The sequence below is a fragment of the Nitrosomonas eutropha genome (assembly GCF_900116685.1).
GTDB lineage: Bacteria > Pseudomonadota > Gammaproteobacteria > Burkholderiales > Nitrosomonadaceae > Nitrosomonas > Nitrosomonas eutropha_A.
In genome coordinates this window covers 181,363-197,180 of the sequence record NZ_FPBL01000001.1, presented here as the reverse complement: position 1 = coordinate 197,180, position 15,818 = coordinate 181,363, and the positions used below count along the sequence as shown (strand labels likewise).

Annotated in this window: 13 protein-coding genes and 1 riboswitch; of the genes, 4 read left to right on the top strand and 9 right to left on the bottom strand. The window is 48.2% G+C overall.

From position 1 onward, the window contains the following. Window positions 1–79: 79 nt before the first annotated feature. Window positions 80–1,171, top strand: a complete 1,092-nt coding sequence (locus BM331_RS00955; protein ID WP_074926124.1) for a type I restriction endonuclease — start codon at window positions 80–82, stop codon at window positions 1,169–1,171. An 828-nt stretch (window positions 1,172–1,999) separates the two neighbouring features. On the opposite strand, the gene BM331_RS00945 is transcribed toward BM331_RS00955, so the two are convergent. Further along, window positions 2,000–4,738, bottom strand: coding sequence for a cation-transporting P-type ATPase (locus tag BM331_RS00945; protein ID WP_074926118.1), 2,739 nt, complete (start codon window positions 4,736–4,738; stop codon window positions 2,000–2,002). 204 nt (window positions 4,739–4,942) lie between these two features. On the opposite strand from BM331_RS00945, the gene BM331_RS00940 reads away from it, so the two are divergent. After that, complete coding sequence (locus BM331_RS00940; RefSeq protein WP_074926115.1) at window positions 4,943–5,719, top strand: M90 family metallopeptidase; 777 nt, start codon at window positions 4,943–4,945, stop codon at window positions 5,717–5,719. A gap of 73 nt (window positions 5,720–5,792) precedes the next feature. Beyond that, on the top strand, window positions 5,793–6,128 hold the full coding sequence (locus tag BM331_RS00935; RefSeq protein WP_074926113.1) for a cupin domain-containing protein: 336 nt from the start codon (window positions 5,793–5,795) through the stop codon (window positions 6,126–6,128). Window positions 6,129–6,215: 87 nt separating this feature from the next. Here BM331_RS00935 and dcd read toward each other — a convergent pair whose 3' ends face one another. Both dcd and apbC read right to left on the bottom strand, forming a co-directional pair. Continuing rightward, a complete protein-coding gene (gene dcd, locus BM331_RS00930; protein WP_074926110.1) occupies window positions 6,216–6,782 on the bottom strand; it encodes a dCTP deaminase in 567 nt (188 codons plus the stop codon). Window positions 6,783–6,794: 12 nt separating this feature from the next. After that, window positions 6,795–7,880, bottom strand: a complete 1,086-nt coding sequence (gene apbC / locus BM331_RS00925) for an iron-sulfur cluster carrier protein ApbC (protein ID WP_074926108.1) — start codon at window positions 7,878–7,880, stop codon at window positions 6,795–6,797. A gap of 105 nt (window positions 7,881–7,985) precedes the next feature. Here apbC and metG point away from each other — a divergent pair, with 105 nt between their 5' ends. After that, window positions 7,986–10,088 carry a methionine--tRNA ligase gene (gene metG / locus BM331_RS00920; RefSeq protein ID WP_177217811.1) on the top strand — a complete coding sequence of 701 codons (2,103 nt, stop codon included), beginning with the start codon at window positions 7,986–7,988 and terminating at the stop codon, window positions 10,086–10,088. Window positions 10,089–10,123: 35 nt separating this feature from the next. Here metG and BM331_RS00915 read toward each other — a convergent pair whose 3' ends face one another. The 6 genes from BM331_RS00915 to btuB form a co-directional block, all read right to left on the bottom strand. Beyond that, window positions 10,124–10,930 (bottom strand): PEP-CTERM sorting domain-containing protein, encoded by an 807-nt coding sequence (locus tag BM331_RS00915; RefSeq protein WP_074926101.1) that lies wholly within the window; start codon window positions 10,928–10,930, stop codon window positions 10,124–10,126. Window positions 10,931–11,110: 180 nt separating this feature from the next. Next, window positions 11,111–11,248 carry a hypothetical protein gene (locus BM331_RS11750; protein ID WP_177217810.1) on the bottom strand — a complete coding sequence of 46 codons (138 nt, stop codon included), beginning with the start codon at window positions 11,246–11,248 and terminating at the stop codon, window positions 11,111–11,113. A gap of 280 nt (window positions 11,249–11,528) precedes the next feature. Beyond that, window positions 11,529–11,867 carry a hypothetical protein gene (locus tag BM331_RS00910; RefSeq protein ID WP_074926099.1) on the bottom strand — a complete coding sequence of 113 codons (339 nt, stop codon included), beginning with the start codon at window positions 11,865–11,867 and terminating at the stop codon, window positions 11,529–11,531. Between the two features lie 414 nt (window positions 11,868–12,281). After that, window positions 12,282–12,890, bottom strand: a complete 609-nt coding sequence (cobO, locus tag BM331_RS00905) for a cob(I)yrinic acid a,c-diamide adenosyltransferase (protein WP_074926096.1) — start codon at window positions 12,888–12,890, stop codon at window positions 12,282–12,284. Then, complete coding sequence (locus BM331_RS00900) at window positions 12,890–13,474, bottom strand: hypothetical protein (RefSeq protein WP_074926094.1); 585 nt, start codon at window positions 13,472–13,474, stop codon at window positions 12,890–12,892. Before BM331_RS00900 ends, cobO begins: the two co-directional genes overlap by 1 nt. Before the next feature lie 106 nt (window positions 13,475–13,580). Continuing rightward, a complete protein-coding gene (gene btuB / locus BM331_RS00895; RefSeq protein ID WP_074926783.1) occupies window positions 13,581–15,419 on the bottom strand; it encodes a TonB-dependent vitamin B12 receptor in 1,839 nt (612 codons plus the stop codon). Between the two features lie 123 nt (window positions 15,420–15,542). Next, window positions 15,543–15,765: riboswitch (cobalamin riboswitch) on the bottom strand. Window positions 15,766–15,818 lie beyond the last annotated feature (53 nt).

Sequence of the window (15,818 nt, the reverse complement as noted above, 5' to 3'; positions counted from 1 at the left end):
TGTGTCTGCTCTATGATCAAGTTTCTGGGGTTTGTTCCGTAGAAGAAAAGGAAATAATTACTTTTATGGAGAAAATAATATGGATTTGATTGATCAACTCAAAGAGCTATCAATTCGCGTCAGAAAGATAAAAGATACGGTACAAACTGAAGAAGCAACAAAGAATGCATTAATCATGCCATTCATACAAATACTTGGCTACAACGTATTTGACCCGAATGAAGTAACACCAGAATTAGTAGCTGATGTAGGGATGAAAAAAGGAGAAAAAGTTGATTATGCCATTCTGAAGGATGGCAAGCCGATTATGCTTTTTGAATGTAAGAAAAGCGGGAGTGATCTGAATATTGGTCATGCATCGCAATTGTTCAGATATTTTCATGCAACGGAAGCACGTTTTGGAGTGCTTACAAATGGTATTTTGTACCGCTTCTTCACTGACCTGGAACAAGCAAATAAGATGGATGAAAAGCCATTTCTTGAATTCAATATTCTTGACTTCAAGGATCAGTATGTAGAGGAGCTTAAAAAATTTGCCAAGCCTGCGTTCAATGTTGAGTTGATATTAAATACGGCAAGTGATCTGAAATATACAAGAGCGATCCACAATGTTCTAGCTGATTGGATGGTTGCCCCATCTGAGGATTTTGTCAGATTGGCATGCTCCGAAGTCATTAATGGAAAACGTATAACTCCTGCAATAAAGGAGCAATTTACTTTGATAACCAAGAATGCATTTCAACAACTTATTTCGGACAAAATCAATGAGAGACTCAAGCTGGCTATGGAACCATCAGAAGAGTTGAAGAAAGACAACATAATCTCTGATCAGGATTCAGATGGGATTATTACAACTGAAGAAGAATTTGAGGGGTATCGTATTGTCCGTGCAATTCTTCGGGAAACTGTCGATCCGAAGCGAGTGGTTATGCGAGATTCTAAAAGCTACTGTGCAATATTGCTTGATGACAATAATCGCAAGCCGATCTGTCGTTTGCGATTCAATAATCCTTCCAGGATGACGCTGGGGCTATTTGAAGAAAAAGAGGAGAGGATAGTGTCCGTAACAGATCTTTCAGATATTTATCAGTATGCTGATCACTTCAAGAAAACCGTTTTGGGGTATGACAAACCGGCTGAGTTATTACTTGAGGAGGGAGTAGCTACATAATCATAGATTGTTCATGCGTGCGGTGACGGTGAGCCTGGGGATAATGAAGATCGTGCAGGGAGCGTCTGCGTTGGAAATATTGGCCGTGGAATAGCTTTTCCGCTCACTGGATTGCTTTACGCCGCTGGCGTTTGCGAAGACAGTATTTTTTATTATCCCAGAGATAAATTTCTCTTTCATCAATAAATTCAGTTCTTTAGTCGCGAATGGAATGTGGCGAATAGTGACCCAGCCTCCGCCGTTTCTGCCTGTCTGGATAGCTTTATCCTTGCCGGATTTACTATATGGCTGTGGGGAAAGGAAAGCCAGGAAGTATTGAAGATTTGTCTGTTTTAATGGTGTGCTGAAAAGCTATGAAGCTATGTAATAAGCTCAACAATGGGCAAAATCTGCAATCTTCTCAATCGCTTTCTTAGCGTATCTTGCTTGTCTTTTTGTGGGAGAATCTGAATATGTATGTTTGGATCCTTTCTTTTACTTGGATAAACAGTGTTATTTCAGGAATTTTTAGAAGTGCTAACATTAATTGCGATTGGATCAGTAATATTAATGCTGCTGTTGGTTTTGCCAAGAAGGGCGAAAAGATACTTACTGAAATTACTTCTGATAATTTTTGTAGCTTCCTTATCCGCAATCGTAATAATCAGATTTTTAGCTTATTTCTTTAGAATATTGTGAATACAGTTCTTGTCACGATTATCCCGATTGCAATGTTTGGCATCCTCCGTTATCTATAGAAATTTTGTAGTTCACTGTTTATTTCCTGGTGCACTCTGCTCGCTATCACCACTGCTACTAGAGGTTACACTTCTTGCGATGAGTAAGTTTCTAATCTTTGGCTGTCAATGAAACGAAGTGAGTGTGCCGGATAATGAATTTCTCCAGTTCGATCGCGTAGAACACCATCAATCCGGCAGCGATGGATTTACACCATTCCAGCACTGACAAATCGGTTGATTTGAATATGGTCTGCATGGCGGGCAGGTGGGTATAAGCAATCTGCAGCAGCGTGCAAACAATAATGGTCAGCAGGATATAACGATTGCCAGTCAAACCTTTGATAAGCGTAATCGGGGCAAAAATATGGCGGCTGTTAAGCAAATAGAACATCTCTGCCATTACGATCGTGTTAACAGCGATCGTATGCGCTGTTTCAATCCGAGTGCCATTACCCAGCTCCCACAGAAAAAGGCCAAGTGCACCGATCATCATCAGCACGGATACCATTAGAATGCGCCACACGAAAAAACCAGACAGAAATGCCTCAGTCGGCGGGCGTGGGCGGCGACTCATGAGATTACGTTCTGCCGGTTCAAAAGCCAGTGCTAGTCCCAGGGTGCTGGCCGTTACCATATTGATCCACAATACCTGTGCTGGTGTAAGTGGCAGTGTGAGTTCGAACAAAATGGCGGCAATGATTACCAACGTCTGACCACCACTGGCCGGTAACATGAATAGTACGAATTTTTTCAGGTTGTCGTAAACGGCCCGGCCTTCGCGTACTGCAGAAACAATAGTGGCAAAGTTGTCATCCGCCAACACGATATCGGATGCTTCCTTGGCGACTTCAGTCCCCTTCATACCCATTGCCACGCCGATATCCGCACGTTTGAGTGCTGGTGCATCGTTCACGCCGTCACCGGTCATGGCCACTACCTGCCCGCTGGTCTGCAAAGCTTCTACCAGGCGCAGTTTGTGTTCAGGGCTGGCGCGGGCGAATATATCGATATTCATGACTACCTTACGCAAGGCATTATCGTCCATGGCAGCGATTTCTACTCCGGTAAGAGCCGGTTTGCCGGTGCCGATAGCCAATTGTGCTCCGATAGCGCAAGCCGTTTCTGCATGATCACCGGTAATCATTTTGACCCGGATGCCGGCGCGATGGCATTCCGCTACTGCCCGGATAGCTTCTTCACGCGGCGGATCAATGATGCCAACTAGAGCCAGTAGTGTGAATCCTGTTTCCATGTCGGCCATTTTTAGATTGTTTTCCTGTGGCGCCATACGTTTACAAGCTAATGCCAGCAAGCGTAATCCTTGAGCCGCCGTGGCGGTTGCCATTCGCTGCCAGTAGCCGGCGTCAAGCGGCTGTTCACCATTCTGCTGCAACTGGGTTGTACACATCTCCAGAATACGTTCCGGCGCCCCTTTGACGAAGATCCAGGGCTCATCATCACTGTCGCGGTGATAGGTGGCCATGAAGGCATATTGTGATTCAAACGGAATGATATCCAGGCGCGGCCAGGCAGTATTGGCAAGATGGCTGGAAAAACCGGTTTTCTCACCCAGCACCAGTAGAGCGCCTTCGGTGGGATCTCCTTCCACATGCCACTGATTGTGCTCCTTTTGTAACCGTGCATCATTGCACAACACGCCCGTGCGAATTGCCAGGGTAAGCGCCGGATAATGGGCGGGATCAATAACTTGTCCGTCAATGCTGCATTCGCCTGCTGGCGTATAGCCAACACCGCTGATATTGAATACATGGTCGGCGCAGATCACGTGCTGCACGGTCATTTCGTTGCGGGTCAACGTGCCGGTCTTGTCAGAGCAGATGACGGTTACCGATCCCAGTGCCTCGACAGCGGGCAGTTGCCGGATGATGGCGTTACGTCGTGCCATACGTTGAACCCCCAGTGCCAGTGTTACGGTCATGATGGCCGGTAACCCTTCTGGTATCGCCGAAGCGATCAACGCGATCGCCATCATGAACATCTCCTCTGGAGCATGGCCGCGCCAAATGGTGCCCAGTACGAAAGTCGCGACAGAAGCTGCAAGAATGGCGATGGCCAGTATGCGGCCAAAGTTATCAATCTGACGTAATAACGGAGTGGACAGACTCTTGATATCCGTGAGCATCTGATTGATTTTGCCCAGCTCGGTTGCACTGCCGGTAGAGACAACAATTCCACTGGCCTGGCCGAATACGACAAGGGTGCCGGAATAGACCATATCGGAGCGATCACCCAGCGGGGTATCGGGCAGGCTTGCTTCAATGTGTTTCTTTACTGGTATGGATTCCCCGGTCAGTGTCGCTTCATCAATCTGTAATTCCCTGATTGAAGTCAGACGAATATCCGCCGGCACTCGATCGCCGGAAGCTAGCAATACCATATCACCCGGTACTAGTTCAGTAGCGTCGATTTCATGGCGGGAATCATCCCTGATGACGGTTGCGCGGGGTGATAGCATGGCCCGGATGGAATCGAGCGCCGTTTCAGCTTTTCCTTCCTGAATGAAACCAATGAGGACATTGACTATGATTACAGCCAGCAGTACGCCACTATCCACCCAGTGATCCAGTAGAGCGGTGATGAGCGCTGCAGCAATCATGATATACAACAGGATGTTGTGGAATTGCATCAGCAGACGAATCAACGGCCCGCGTCGTTTGGGTGGGGGCAGGCGATTCGATCCGAATCGGGCAAGGCGCTCCCGGATTTCAGCAGCTTTCAGGCCATTGGGCCCGGTTTGCAGAATCTGCTCGATCTTTGATTGAGTCAGTGTATACCACTGCGTTTGTCGCAGCGCTTCGATATTCTTATCTGTAAATTGATTTTTCATAGCAGGGGAGAGAAGGGGCAGATCAGCAGAATGGACAAGTGTGCCCGCCGTGGGATGCTGGAAATTATAGTTGTCATCATGCCTCCTGTGCCTTGCAATCTGTAGACTGGTAACAGATTTTCTCCATAAAAATTGTAAATCCAACTCTTGGAACAAACAAACAGTACTCTTTTTCTCAGCAATATGATGCTTTCAGGTGATTGAATGATCTGGCTTCTGGAAAAATGGCGGCGGCGCCGGATTCTCAAACGCAAGCTGATTCCCGAATCTATCTGGCAGCCGGTAGTGGATCAGTTACCGTTCCTGTATGGATTAACTCGGGATGAACTCCATTGGTTGCGGGAATGGTCAACAATTTTTTTGCATGACAAAAAAATTAATGGCGTGCAGGGACTGGTCATGACAGAAGCGATGCGTGTGATGATCGCGGCACAAGCTTGTCTGCTGATTTTGAAACTGGATCCGGAATATTACGATGACTGGGTGGAAGTAATCGTCTATCCCGGCAAATTTATTCTCAATCGCGCCTATCGGGATGAAATTGGGATTGTACATACCAGGCGGATGGTGGCTGCGGGCGAATCCTGGCTGGCCGGGCCGGTGATTCTGTCATGGGAGGATGTGGCCCATGTTCATGATAAACACGGGCATAACGTGGTAATCCACGAGTTTGCACACAAGCTGGATATGCTGAATGGTTCTGCCAACGGTTATCCACCCCTGCACAGTGGGATGGATCCGCGCAGCTGGGCTGAGGTTTTCAGCCAGGCTTATGAAATTTTCTGCAGGCAGGTGGAACAGGCTGAGGAAACGGCTATCAATCCTTACGCAGCAACGGATCCGGCAGAATTTTTTGCGGTATTGAGTGAAGTTTTTTTTATCAGGCCGCATCAGCTGAAGCACCATTTTCCAGCGGTATATCAGCAACTGACCTGGTTTTATCGTCAGGATCCGGCAGCGCGGCAGACAGAACCGGCCTGAATGGGCCATTATTATTCAGATTTATCACTCAAGCTAGATGCCTATTTTAATTTGATCAGGGGAATTGAAGCGTATGGGTATATACAAATTGCTGGATTTAATCAACCGGCAAAAGGAATCGGGAGATACCTATCTGGAGTTCTTGCGGACGCCATCACTCAGTATGGGGATTTACACTCTGCCTGCGGGATCGTCTGATCTGCAGGAACCGCATGCCGAGGATGAAGTTTATTATGTGACACGGGGCCAGGCGAGTATGCGGGTGGGTAGCGACCATCGGCAGATTTCAGCTGGGAACATTATTTTTGTAGCTGCCAATGTTGATCACTGTTTTTATGACATAACAGAAGATCTGACCGTGCTAGTATTTTTTGCTCCAGCCGAATACACTAACCAAAAAACTGAATAGTGGATAGTTGGCTCTGTTGCTTGTTATGAAGTATCAGGAGCAGGGCAGGAGGAGCTGGTTGGAAGTACCTTTTGGTATTTCTCAAACCTATATTTTTGGTAACGTCACCCCTTGCTGAAACTGGTATTTACCCTTGCGATCCTTGTAGGAGGTTTCACATACTTCATCCGCTTCAAAAAAGATGACCTGGGCAACGCCTTCATTGGCATAAATCTTGGCGGGCAGGGGGGTTGTGTTGGAGAACTCCAGTGTGACATAACCCTCCCACTCTGGCTCAAATGGTGTGACATTGACAATGATGCCGCAGCGGGCGTACGTGGATTTTCCGAGGCAGATGGTCAGCACATTGCGCGGGATACGGAAATATTCAACTGTGCGTGCCAGCGCGAAGGAATTGGGCGGGATGATACAAATATCATTTTTTACATCAACAAACGAGTTTGAATCGAAACGTTTCGGGTCAACAATGGTTGAATTTAGATTGGTGAATAGCTTGAATTCATCCGAACAGCGGATATCGTAACCATAGCTGGATGTACCGTAGGAGACGATGCTGTGCCCATCTCTTTGTTTAACCTGACCGGGCTCGAATGGCTCAATCATACCGTATTCGGCAGCCATCCTGCGGATCCATTTATCTGATTTGATCGACATGCGTGGCCTTGATTAATCGTCTTCCATGATAATTTGTGTAAATACATCCGTGTAATCACGCGCCATGTCCGATATTTTGGCGGCGACCCGGCGTGCAATCGTGCGGTAGATGGCGGCAATTTGTCCATCCGGTTCAGCCACGACACTGGGTGTGCCGGCATCCGTGTGCTCGCGGATACGGATGTCCAGCGGCAGGGCACCCAGCAGTTCGACGTTGTAATCCTTGCTCATTTTTTCACCGCCCCCCGTTCCGAAAATTGGCTCGGTATGCCCGCAGTTCGAACAGGTGTGCAGGCTCATGTTTTCCACGATTCCTAAAATGGGAATGCCGACCTTCTCAAACATTTTCAGACCCTTGCGGGCATCCAATAGGGCAATATCCTGCGGTGTAGTGACGATGACCGCGCCAGTTACCGGAATTTTCTGGGCGAGTGTCAGTTGAATATCGCCCGTGCCAGGTGGCAGATCAATCAGCAGATAATCCAGATCTTGCCAGAGAGTGTCATTCAATAGTTGCTGCAAAGCCTGCGTTACCATCGGGCCACGCCAGACCATCGGAGATTCCACATCAATGAGGAGTCCAATTGACATCATCTGGACACCATAGGCCATCTTTGGCTCAATGGTTTTGCCATCCGGTGAATGTGGCTGCCCACTGACGCCGAGCATTTGCGGTTGTGACGGGCCATAGATATCGGCATCCAAGAGGCCTACCGTTGCCCCTTCGGCTGCCAGCGCCAGTGCCAGATTGACGGCAGTAGCGGATTTACCCACCCCCCCTTTACCAGAAGCGATTGCAATCACATTCTTGACACCAGGTAAAAGTTTGAGTTTGCGCTGTGCGCCATGGGCAATGATATTGCTGGTGACATTAACTGTGATTGATCCGATTCCGGGCAGGGTACGCAAGGCGTATTCAATCTGCTGACGGATGGTATCCAGCACACTTTTAGCCGGATAGCCAAGTTCAATATCTATTGCTACGCCGGTCTGATTGATCTGAATATTGTTGACAGTTTTGCTGGTAAGGTAATCTTTACCGGTCGTGGGATCAATGGTTTGCCCCAGCACCGTTTCAATTTGTTGTTGTGTGATCATTGATGAGCGTGCTCCCGCCACAAAAGTATTGATGTTAGCAAATATCGCGCCAGCTGGTTTGTTACAATCTTCTCTTATTATATGTTTTGAATAGATGAGTAACTGATGACCGCACGCAATATTCTGGTAACTTCCGCGCTGCCTTATGCCAATGGCAGCATTCATCTGGGGCATCTGGTTGAATATATCCAGACCGATATCTGGGTACGTTTCCAGAAAATGCAGGGGCACACTGTCTATTATGTCTGTGCGGATGATACGCATGGTACGCCGATCATGCTGCGTGCTGAGAAAGAGGGTATCTCACCGGAAGCATTGATTGCGCGGGTCCATGCAGAACATTTGCGTGATTTCACCGGTTTTTATATTGTTTTCGACCAGTATTACAGCACGCATTCCGATGAAACACGCCACTACGCCGAGGATATTTACCAGAAACTGAAAGCAGCGGGGCTGATTGCAATCCGTTCGATAGAACAATTGTATGATCCAGTCAAGAACCTGTTTCTGCCAGACCGCTTTGTTAAGGGTGAATGCCCAAAATGTGGAGCGGCTGATCAATACGGGGATTCTTGTGAAGCCTGCGGTGCGGCCTATACACCACCAGAGCTGAAAAATCCCTATTCCGCTGTTTCCGGCGCAACGCCTGTCCGAAAAGCATCAGAGCATTTCTTCTTTAAGCTGTCTGATGCACGTTGCAGTAATTTTTTGCGCAAGTGGACACGCACAGGCAACCACTTGCAGGCAGAAGCTGCTAATAAAATGGACGAATGGCTGGGGGAAGAGGGTGAGAATAAATTATCTGATTGGGATATTTCACGCGATGCACCTTACTTTGGCTTTGAAATTCCTGGTGAGACCGGCAAATATTTTTATGTGTGGCTGGATGCGCCGATCGGCTATATGGGCAGCTTCAAAAAGCTCTGCACCGAGCAGGGGATTGATTTTGATCAATACTGGAAGAAGGGCGCCACCACGGAGTTGTATCATTTCATTGGCAAAGATATTCTTTATTTCCACGCACTGTTCTGGCCGGCAATGCTGGAAAATGCCGGCTACCGCACGCCCACGCAAATTTTTGCGCATGGTTTTCTGACCGTGAATGGCGAGAAAATGAGCAAATCACGCGGCACGTTTATTACGGCGGAGAGCTATCTGCAACAGGGATTGAATCCGGAATGGTTACGTTACTACTATGCCGCCAAGCTCAACGGCAGCATGGAGGATATCGACCTTAACCTGGAAGATTTTGTTGCGCGTGTTAATGCGGATCTGGTCGGCAAGTACATCAACATTGCCAGCCGTTGCGCCGGATTTATCAGCAAACGTTTCGACGGCAAGCTGGTGACGGGTGAAGATTATCAACTGCTGCAACAAACGGTAGATGAACATTTCTCCGGCTGGCAGCCGGGCATCATCGAAGTGGCCTACGAGGCACGTGATTTTTCTGCCGCGATACGCCATATCATGAAGCGCACGGATGAAGTCAATGAACTGATTCACACGCTTGCTCCTTGGGAAATAGCCAAGGATGAAACGCGCGAACGTGAGTTGCACCGTGCCTGTAGCTTGGGGATTCAGATGTTCTACCTGCTCTCCTGCTATCTGAAACCGGTTTTGCCCTATACCGCAGAACGTATCGAGCATTTTCTCAATTGGCCAGCACTAAGCTGGCCCAAGCGGCAAGCTGAACAACCTTTATCCGTTATGCTGCTGCCGGCAGGCCACACTATTAATGCTTATCAACACCTTATCACCCGTATTGATCCCAAACAAATTGCTGCATTAACGGAAGCCAACCGACAAACCATGACAACCAGTAACGACACTCATTCACCCACGCGGCATGCTGAAGCACAACAACATGTAGCTCCCATTGCCGAAACAATTTTAATTGAGGATTTCAGCAAGATCGATCTGCGCATTGCCCGGATTCTCGACGCACAGCACGTTCCCGGTGCGGACAAACTACTGCAACTGACGCTGGATATAGGCTCTGAACAGCGTATCGTTTTCGCAGGTATCAAATCTGCCTATGACCCGGAACAACTCAAAGGGCGGTTGACTGTAATGGTCGCCAACCTTGCCCCGCGTAAAATGAAATTTGGGCTCTCAGAAGGCATGGTACTGGCTGCAAGCGGTGAAAGTGGCGGGCCTTTCCTGCTCGCCCCGGACAGTGGCGCACAACCAGGTATGCAGGTGAAGTAAGCGTTTCTGAGAAATGCCAATTGATTGTATGGTTATTAATACTCTCGTCTGCGACGTGTGACGATGCTCAGTAACCCCAAGCCTGTTAACAGTAAAGTGTATGTCTCTGGTTCGGGAACTTGTTGCATTATGCTAAAGGAAGCGTTTAAACCATAACGGGCTGCGAGGCTTGGGTTGCCTTCCAGCTGATCCCCGTAATTTGAGCCACCTGCGAAGACAGAGTAATCACCAGGATCAAGCTGGAATGTCTTCGACACAAAATGATTCGCTATTCCATCCCCACCTGGGATGAGGCCATTACCATAATCCACGGCCCCATCATAAGCGTGCCCGATATAGGTGAGGTAGCTTGGATCCAGCGCCTGCGGATCATCTTCACTAGTGATGCTCCAGTCAGCCAGTGCCACGAATGAGCCTTCGCTGCTTGCAGGGCGCAGGAGTTTGGAGCCTTCAGTGTTGTCATGATCAAGTTCGTGAGGTGAAACGTGAGCTAATCCTCGATATAGTGAGAATCCAGGCGTCAATCCCAGCATTGAAAGGGCTGCTTCACCTTTGTAGTTGGTGGTCATCGCGCTATCTTCCCGGAAACTGAGCATTACGCTGGCCGAGCTGGTAAGCGTAAACCGGAAAGGCAGTACTCCGTGACTATTCCCCTGATCGGAATCAGTCCCATCTATCCAGCCGTAGTTCCCTGTTACGAATTGATGAAGAATGGTGCTTGATCCGCCAGTGGTCGAATCGTAGATTCCAAAATCACGGCTGCTATAGCTGATATGAGCAGTGGCAGGTAGTGAGGTTATACCGGCGGCTAAAAGCAATGCATATTTGATTGTCTTGTTCATCTAAATTTTTCTTGATATTTGAATGATTGGCAAAAGAGGCTATACCCGGATATTTCATGCCTTGCATAGCCCGGCACCCAGTATCAAATAATCATTTGGAATAAACAATGTGGCATATTGTCGCACGTGACAAGTACAAAACACTGGATGAGCTGAAGATCTGTTTGAATGGAGGAAAAGTCAATGGCAACTGATTCCTTCCAGCCGTTGACAGATGGCTAACTGGACGAGTTCGACCAGTTTTTGCTGTATGAAGTCGATTCCGATAAAGTCATGATGCCTGGAGCTGCTCGACATCAGGGGAACGGGAAACATCATGCATGAATCCTGCCTCTGCCCTTACGGAAGTGGCGAAAAATACAAGGAATGCTGCGGAGCACCGAAGACATTGAGTTGAACAAATAATCCATTAATCAGATGCTTCGCATCTATGTGGGTGCTAATGGATGATTTGTGGCGTCCTGGCGTGAGTGCTCAACCCACTCGTAAACCATCTAATAAATTATTTGGGTTGAATCTTGAAAGTTAATGATCATTCAAGAGAATACTTCTGATTTGGTCAGCGAGACTGTGGTGCGCAATGTCCTGTTACTTTATTTCAATCTTCTCGTTCTGGTACTGCGCACATTGGGCAGGGTTGAGTTTTGTAACCCTGTCTGTCCATAAACGTTTTTAAAGTCTGATACGCTTCAAGTCCGTAGGAATTTGCCAGCATAAGCGCTATCCGTGTCTGGATTACAAACACCCTCAGACCTTCATGCTTCTCCTGATTGGGATTCGTAACCTCCGTTATGCTTCTGGCGGCGTCTTCGGGGCAGCTTCTTTGATACTTCAGTAGCAGTTCTTCAATATCTTGATAGTTGATTCTGGCCTTTTCAGCGACTATGAGCGTGTTTATCGTCTCTTTTGGCCCTTTTTCTCGTATAAGTTTAAGCATGATTATTTTCAGTAACTCCAGGAATGCGTGTGTGTTCTACGGGAGCGTTTGCATGTAGTTGAGTTTCTGTTCAGGCCGTACCACGCGCGAAGCTCCGCCGCCACATTTTCCAGTTTCTGTAATATCGTTTCATGTGACATACCAATATGTTTGACCACTCCATAACGATCGATAAGCCTGCTGCTATAGCATCGTTTTATACTTATTTTTTTCTATATGCCACTTGTGTCGTTAAACAGTCTGACGTGTATATATCCTGGAAATTTTACTGTTTTTATGCATTCTGGACAAAATTTTATTGTTTAAGGGAATTTTGAATCATTGAAACCATAGCTGCGAGCGTAATTAGCGTTTCTCTGATGAATCCTGGGTAGTGTAAGGCTTCTTTTGCTGGTACGCTTCGGAGTAGTGTTATCAGTAATCAATCCCTATTTGTGCCTGGATTCCGGATTGGAAGGCGTGCTTGATATCACGCATTTCCGTGACGGTATCGGCTGTCTGGCATAAAGCATCCGGTGCGGCCCGACCGGTAATGACAACATGCTGCATAACCGGGCGGTTCTGTAGATCAGTTAATACGGCACTAATGTCTAGCCAGCCAAACTTGAGCGGGTAGGTGAGCTCATCCAGTATCAGCAGATCAATGGAGGGATCATGCAGCATGGTTTGTACGACTGCCCATCCGCGTCGGGCAGTTTCCTTATCGCGCTCAAGATCTTGTGTATCCCAGGTAAAGCCTTCCCCCAGCACATGCCAGATGATATTTTTCTGTTGCTGGAAGAAAGCTTCTTCGCCGGTGTCGGAGCGTCCCTTGATGAACTGTGCGACGCCAACGCGCATACCATGCCCCAATGCGCGGGCAGCCATGCCGAAAGCGGAGCTTGATTTGCCCTTGCCGTTGCCGGTCAATACCAGCAGTAAGCCTTTGCTTTTGTCGGCACGGGCAATTGCGGCATCGACAACTGTCTTTTGGCGCTGCATCCGGGTGCGGTGGCGCTGCGCCTGATCTGCTTCAGAGTTCATTATTGGCTGATTGCATTAATTCGGGAATAACGTGATTGATGGATCAGCGCAAGAGGGATGTGTACTGCTGCTGCCGTACCGGCGTAAAACAGTAAAGATTGGAGATAAAGCGGGAAATAGTACAGTTCACGTTGCCAGAATTCAGTAAAAGTAGTTTCTGTAAACTGACCAGAGAAGAAATAGAATCCGCCGCTGGAGAATAATTCACATAGTATTGCACCGGTCAGAAGACTGAAGGATAGTGGCATCCATGCCCGCCATGAGAATTGATAGTGTGTGGCAAACCAGCGACCGGCTGCCCAGAGTGCGCCATAGGCAGGCAGCAGGAAAGTGTAAGCTGTGGTCAGACAGAATTCGCTTTCTGCAACAGTGAAGTAAGCTGAGGAATCGAGTATCCAGGTTAATGCGAGAAAACCGGGCAATGACCAGTTTGAACGAAGGTAGAAGCCAGCCAAAAAGAAGACGGCCCAGGAAGCTCCCGGCAGGTTGTGCAATGAGGCGAAGTGATATTCACGGGTGGCAATCATTAATATGATCAGGATGGATCCGATCAGGTACTGGTAGCGTAATGGTAGTGTCAGCATGTTTTATCCTAAGTTTTAATTGGATTCTGGTGGCGGTAAAAGTAACTTTTCAAAATTCGCTGAGTTGCTTCACGCCGCCGGTGTTCGTAATGACGATTTTGTTATTCTATGGTTGATAGCGCAGGGTGGCAAAGAAGCTGCGCCCCGGTTGGTTGAAGAATGCAGCGGTTTCATAGTCCTTGTCAAACAGGTTTTCAACTCGCCCTTGTATGCGCCACTGTGAATTGATCAGATATTCTGCCCGTAAATCGACTTTGACGTAATCATCCAGTTTTTGCTTATTTGCCAGATCATCGTAACGATTGGCTTCCGCAAGAAACAGTGCCCCCACCACAAAATTACCAAGCTGGCGACTGGCATCAATCCGGAAAGCCTGTTTGCTGCGTCGTGGTAGGATATTGCCTCGATTAGCACCTTTGGAGCGATTTTCCGGATCAAGAAAAGTGAGGTTGGTTTGAATCAGCCAGCCTTTGATTTCAGTGTTGAGGATGGCCTCCAATCCTTGTATGCGCGCTTTGTCTATATTATCTGGAGCGAATGTTGCCGCATTATATGAGACCAGGTTATCAATCCAGGTTTCATACAGATTGAGCGACCAATTACCCCAGTTGAACCGGCCGGTTGCACCCAGTTCCACCGTGCGGGCATCTTCCGGCTTAAGATGAGGGTTGCCAAATCCAGGGAAATACAGTTCATTGAAGGTAGGCGCTTTGAACGCACTGCCGAAGCCAGCGGTTAGCCTGACCCGTTCGGTCAGTGAGTAGCCCCAGGAAGCACCACCGGTTACCTGACTGCCAAACTGCTGGTTATCATCATGGCGTAAAGAAAGCTGCAGTTTATGCGCTGCAAATGAAAGCTGGTGCTGTGCAAATACCCCCCAGTTATAGCGTGAAGTGGTAGTAAATTTTTCCGAGCTGTTAATATGATCGTACAGATAATCCGTACCGATGGTCAGAAGCTGATTCGGGGTAATGGTTATGTCATTTTGCCAGGAGATCGTATCGCGCCGGGCATGGTAGCGCGTCCTGAACATTTTTCCCTTGAAATTATCAGAATCTTCATTACTGCGTCCTGCTGTTAATGTGATGCGCCAAGGCTCAAAAGGCGAATAACGTGCAGTTCCTCCAATCATCTGTTGTGCCAGTTTCGTTCTGTTTTGAAAGCTGCCATCGTATTCGATATGCCCGTCAGCATGTAAAAAACTGGCTTCAATATCCAATCCATTATCGAAATGGTAACCGGCGCGGGCCGAGCCGGAGATATTGCGGTAGCCATCCTTGTCCGGCTCAACAGTGAAGCATCCTGCGCTAAAAGAACCTTTGCAAGCATTGAAGCCATTGGTGTCCGATCCACTAATGCCGAGATTAAACCAGGCGCGTTCGCTACCACCGGAGAGGGTGGCTGAACCATTGATGGTTCCGTAGCTGCCCCCCCCAAAACTGAGAGTGGGTTTTAATCCTTTTTTTCCACCTTTGCGCGTGAAGATCTGGATAACGCCACCTACTGCTTCCGGACCGTACAGGCTGGAACGTGGTCCCCGGACGATCTCAATATGATCAATCAGCTCTACCGGGTAATTCTGGATTTCACTAAAACCGGAGGTGGCAGAGCCCATTCTGATGCCATCAACCAGAACCAGTACGTGGTCGGACTCTGTCCCTCGCAGGAGAAGTGTGGTCAATTTTCCAGGGCCACCGGTATTGGCGATGTTGATACCCGCGATGCCGTGCAGCAGATCTTGCATGGAACGTGCCTGCTGACGCTCAATATCGGTTCGTGTAATGACGGTAACCGAGGCAAGTGTATCTTCTGCAGCTTGATCAGTACGGCTGGCGGTAACAACAACCGGGTTTTCGAGATAGCTGATTTCTTCTGCCCATGAGACAGCGGAAAGACTGACTCCCAGCCATAGAGCCAGTACAAATGGAGCATAATTTCTGGACATTGTTTCCTTCGCGCACACCCGCGCGATGATCGGGTTATAAACAGATTGCGGAGAAACAGCAAGGAGCCTGGCATGATTGAATGCCAGGAATAAGATCCGGTGCCATGTATCGCCCTCCGCAATAACGTGATATTGCTTCAGGCCGGTCTCCGGACTTATGAGTGGATTTATTTCCTGATTCTGCGCCTTCCCGTGCCGGATGGCATAGTGGCGTGTGCAGAATATTAACTCATTTACCGTTGCGGGGGCAGTGTCGGCATGGCACTGGTTGATTCCAGCGCGCACCGGCTTCCCGTTTCATCCCTCGTGCAAATGCATCTGGGACACCTCAAGCAAGGGAGTGGAGACTATAGCAGCGCTATGGCCATGTCAAGAATGATCCTGGAGGATGGTTCCGGA

What these genes read in the sequence shown, in the direction of transcription:
- BM331_RS00955 (WP_074926124.1), top strand. Translation starts at nt 80, where the DNA reads ATGGATTTGATTGATCAACTCAAAGAGCTATCAATTCGCGTCAGAAAG.
- BM331_RS00945 (WP_074926118.1), bottom strand. Translation starts at nt 4,738, where the DNA reads ATGAAAAATCAATTTACAGATAAGAATATCGAAGCGCTGCGACAAACG.
- BM331_RS00940 (WP_074926115.1), top strand. Translation starts at nt 4,943, where the DNA reads ATGATCTGGCTTCTGGAAAAATGGCGGCGGCGCCGGATTCTCAAACGC.
- BM331_RS00935 (WP_074926113.1), top strand. Translation starts at nt 5,793, where the DNA reads ATGGGTATATACAAATTGCTGGATTTAATCAACCGGCAAAAGGAATCG.
- dcd (WP_074926110.1), bottom strand. Translation starts at nt 6,782, where the DNA reads ATGTCGATCAAATCAGATAAATGGATCCGCAGGATGGCTGCCGAATAC.
- apbC (WP_074926108.1), bottom strand. Translation starts at nt 7,880, where the DNA reads ATGATCACACAACAACAAATTGAAACGGTGCTGGGGCAAACCATTGAT.
- metG (WP_177217811.1), top strand. Translation starts at nt 7,986, where the DNA reads ATGACCGCACGCAATATTCTGGTAACTTCCGCGCTGCCTTATGCCAAT.
- BM331_RS00915 (WP_074926101.1), bottom strand. Translation starts at nt 10,930, where the DNA reads ATGAACAAGACAATCAAATATGCATTGCTTTTAGCCGCCGGTATAACC.
- BM331_RS11750 (WP_177217810.1), bottom strand. Translation starts at nt 11,248, where the DNA reads ATGATGTTTCCCGTTCCCCTGATGTCGAGCAGCTCCAGGCATCATGAC.
- BM331_RS00910 (WP_074926099.1), bottom strand. Translation starts at nt 11,867, where the DNA reads ATGCTTAAACTTATACGAGAAAAAGGGCCAAAAGAGACGATAAACACG.
- cobO (WP_074926096.1), bottom strand. Translation starts at nt 12,890, where the DNA reads ATGAACTCTGAAGCAGATCAGGCGCAGCGCCACCGCACCCGGATGCAG.
- BM331_RS00900 (WP_074926094.1), bottom strand. Translation starts at nt 13,474, where the DNA reads ATGCTGACACTACCATTACGCTACCAGTACCTGATCGGATCCATCCTG.
- btuB (WP_074926783.1), bottom strand. Translation starts at nt 15,419, where the DNA reads ATGTCCAGAAATTATGCTCCATTTGTACTGGCTCTATGGCTGGGAGTC.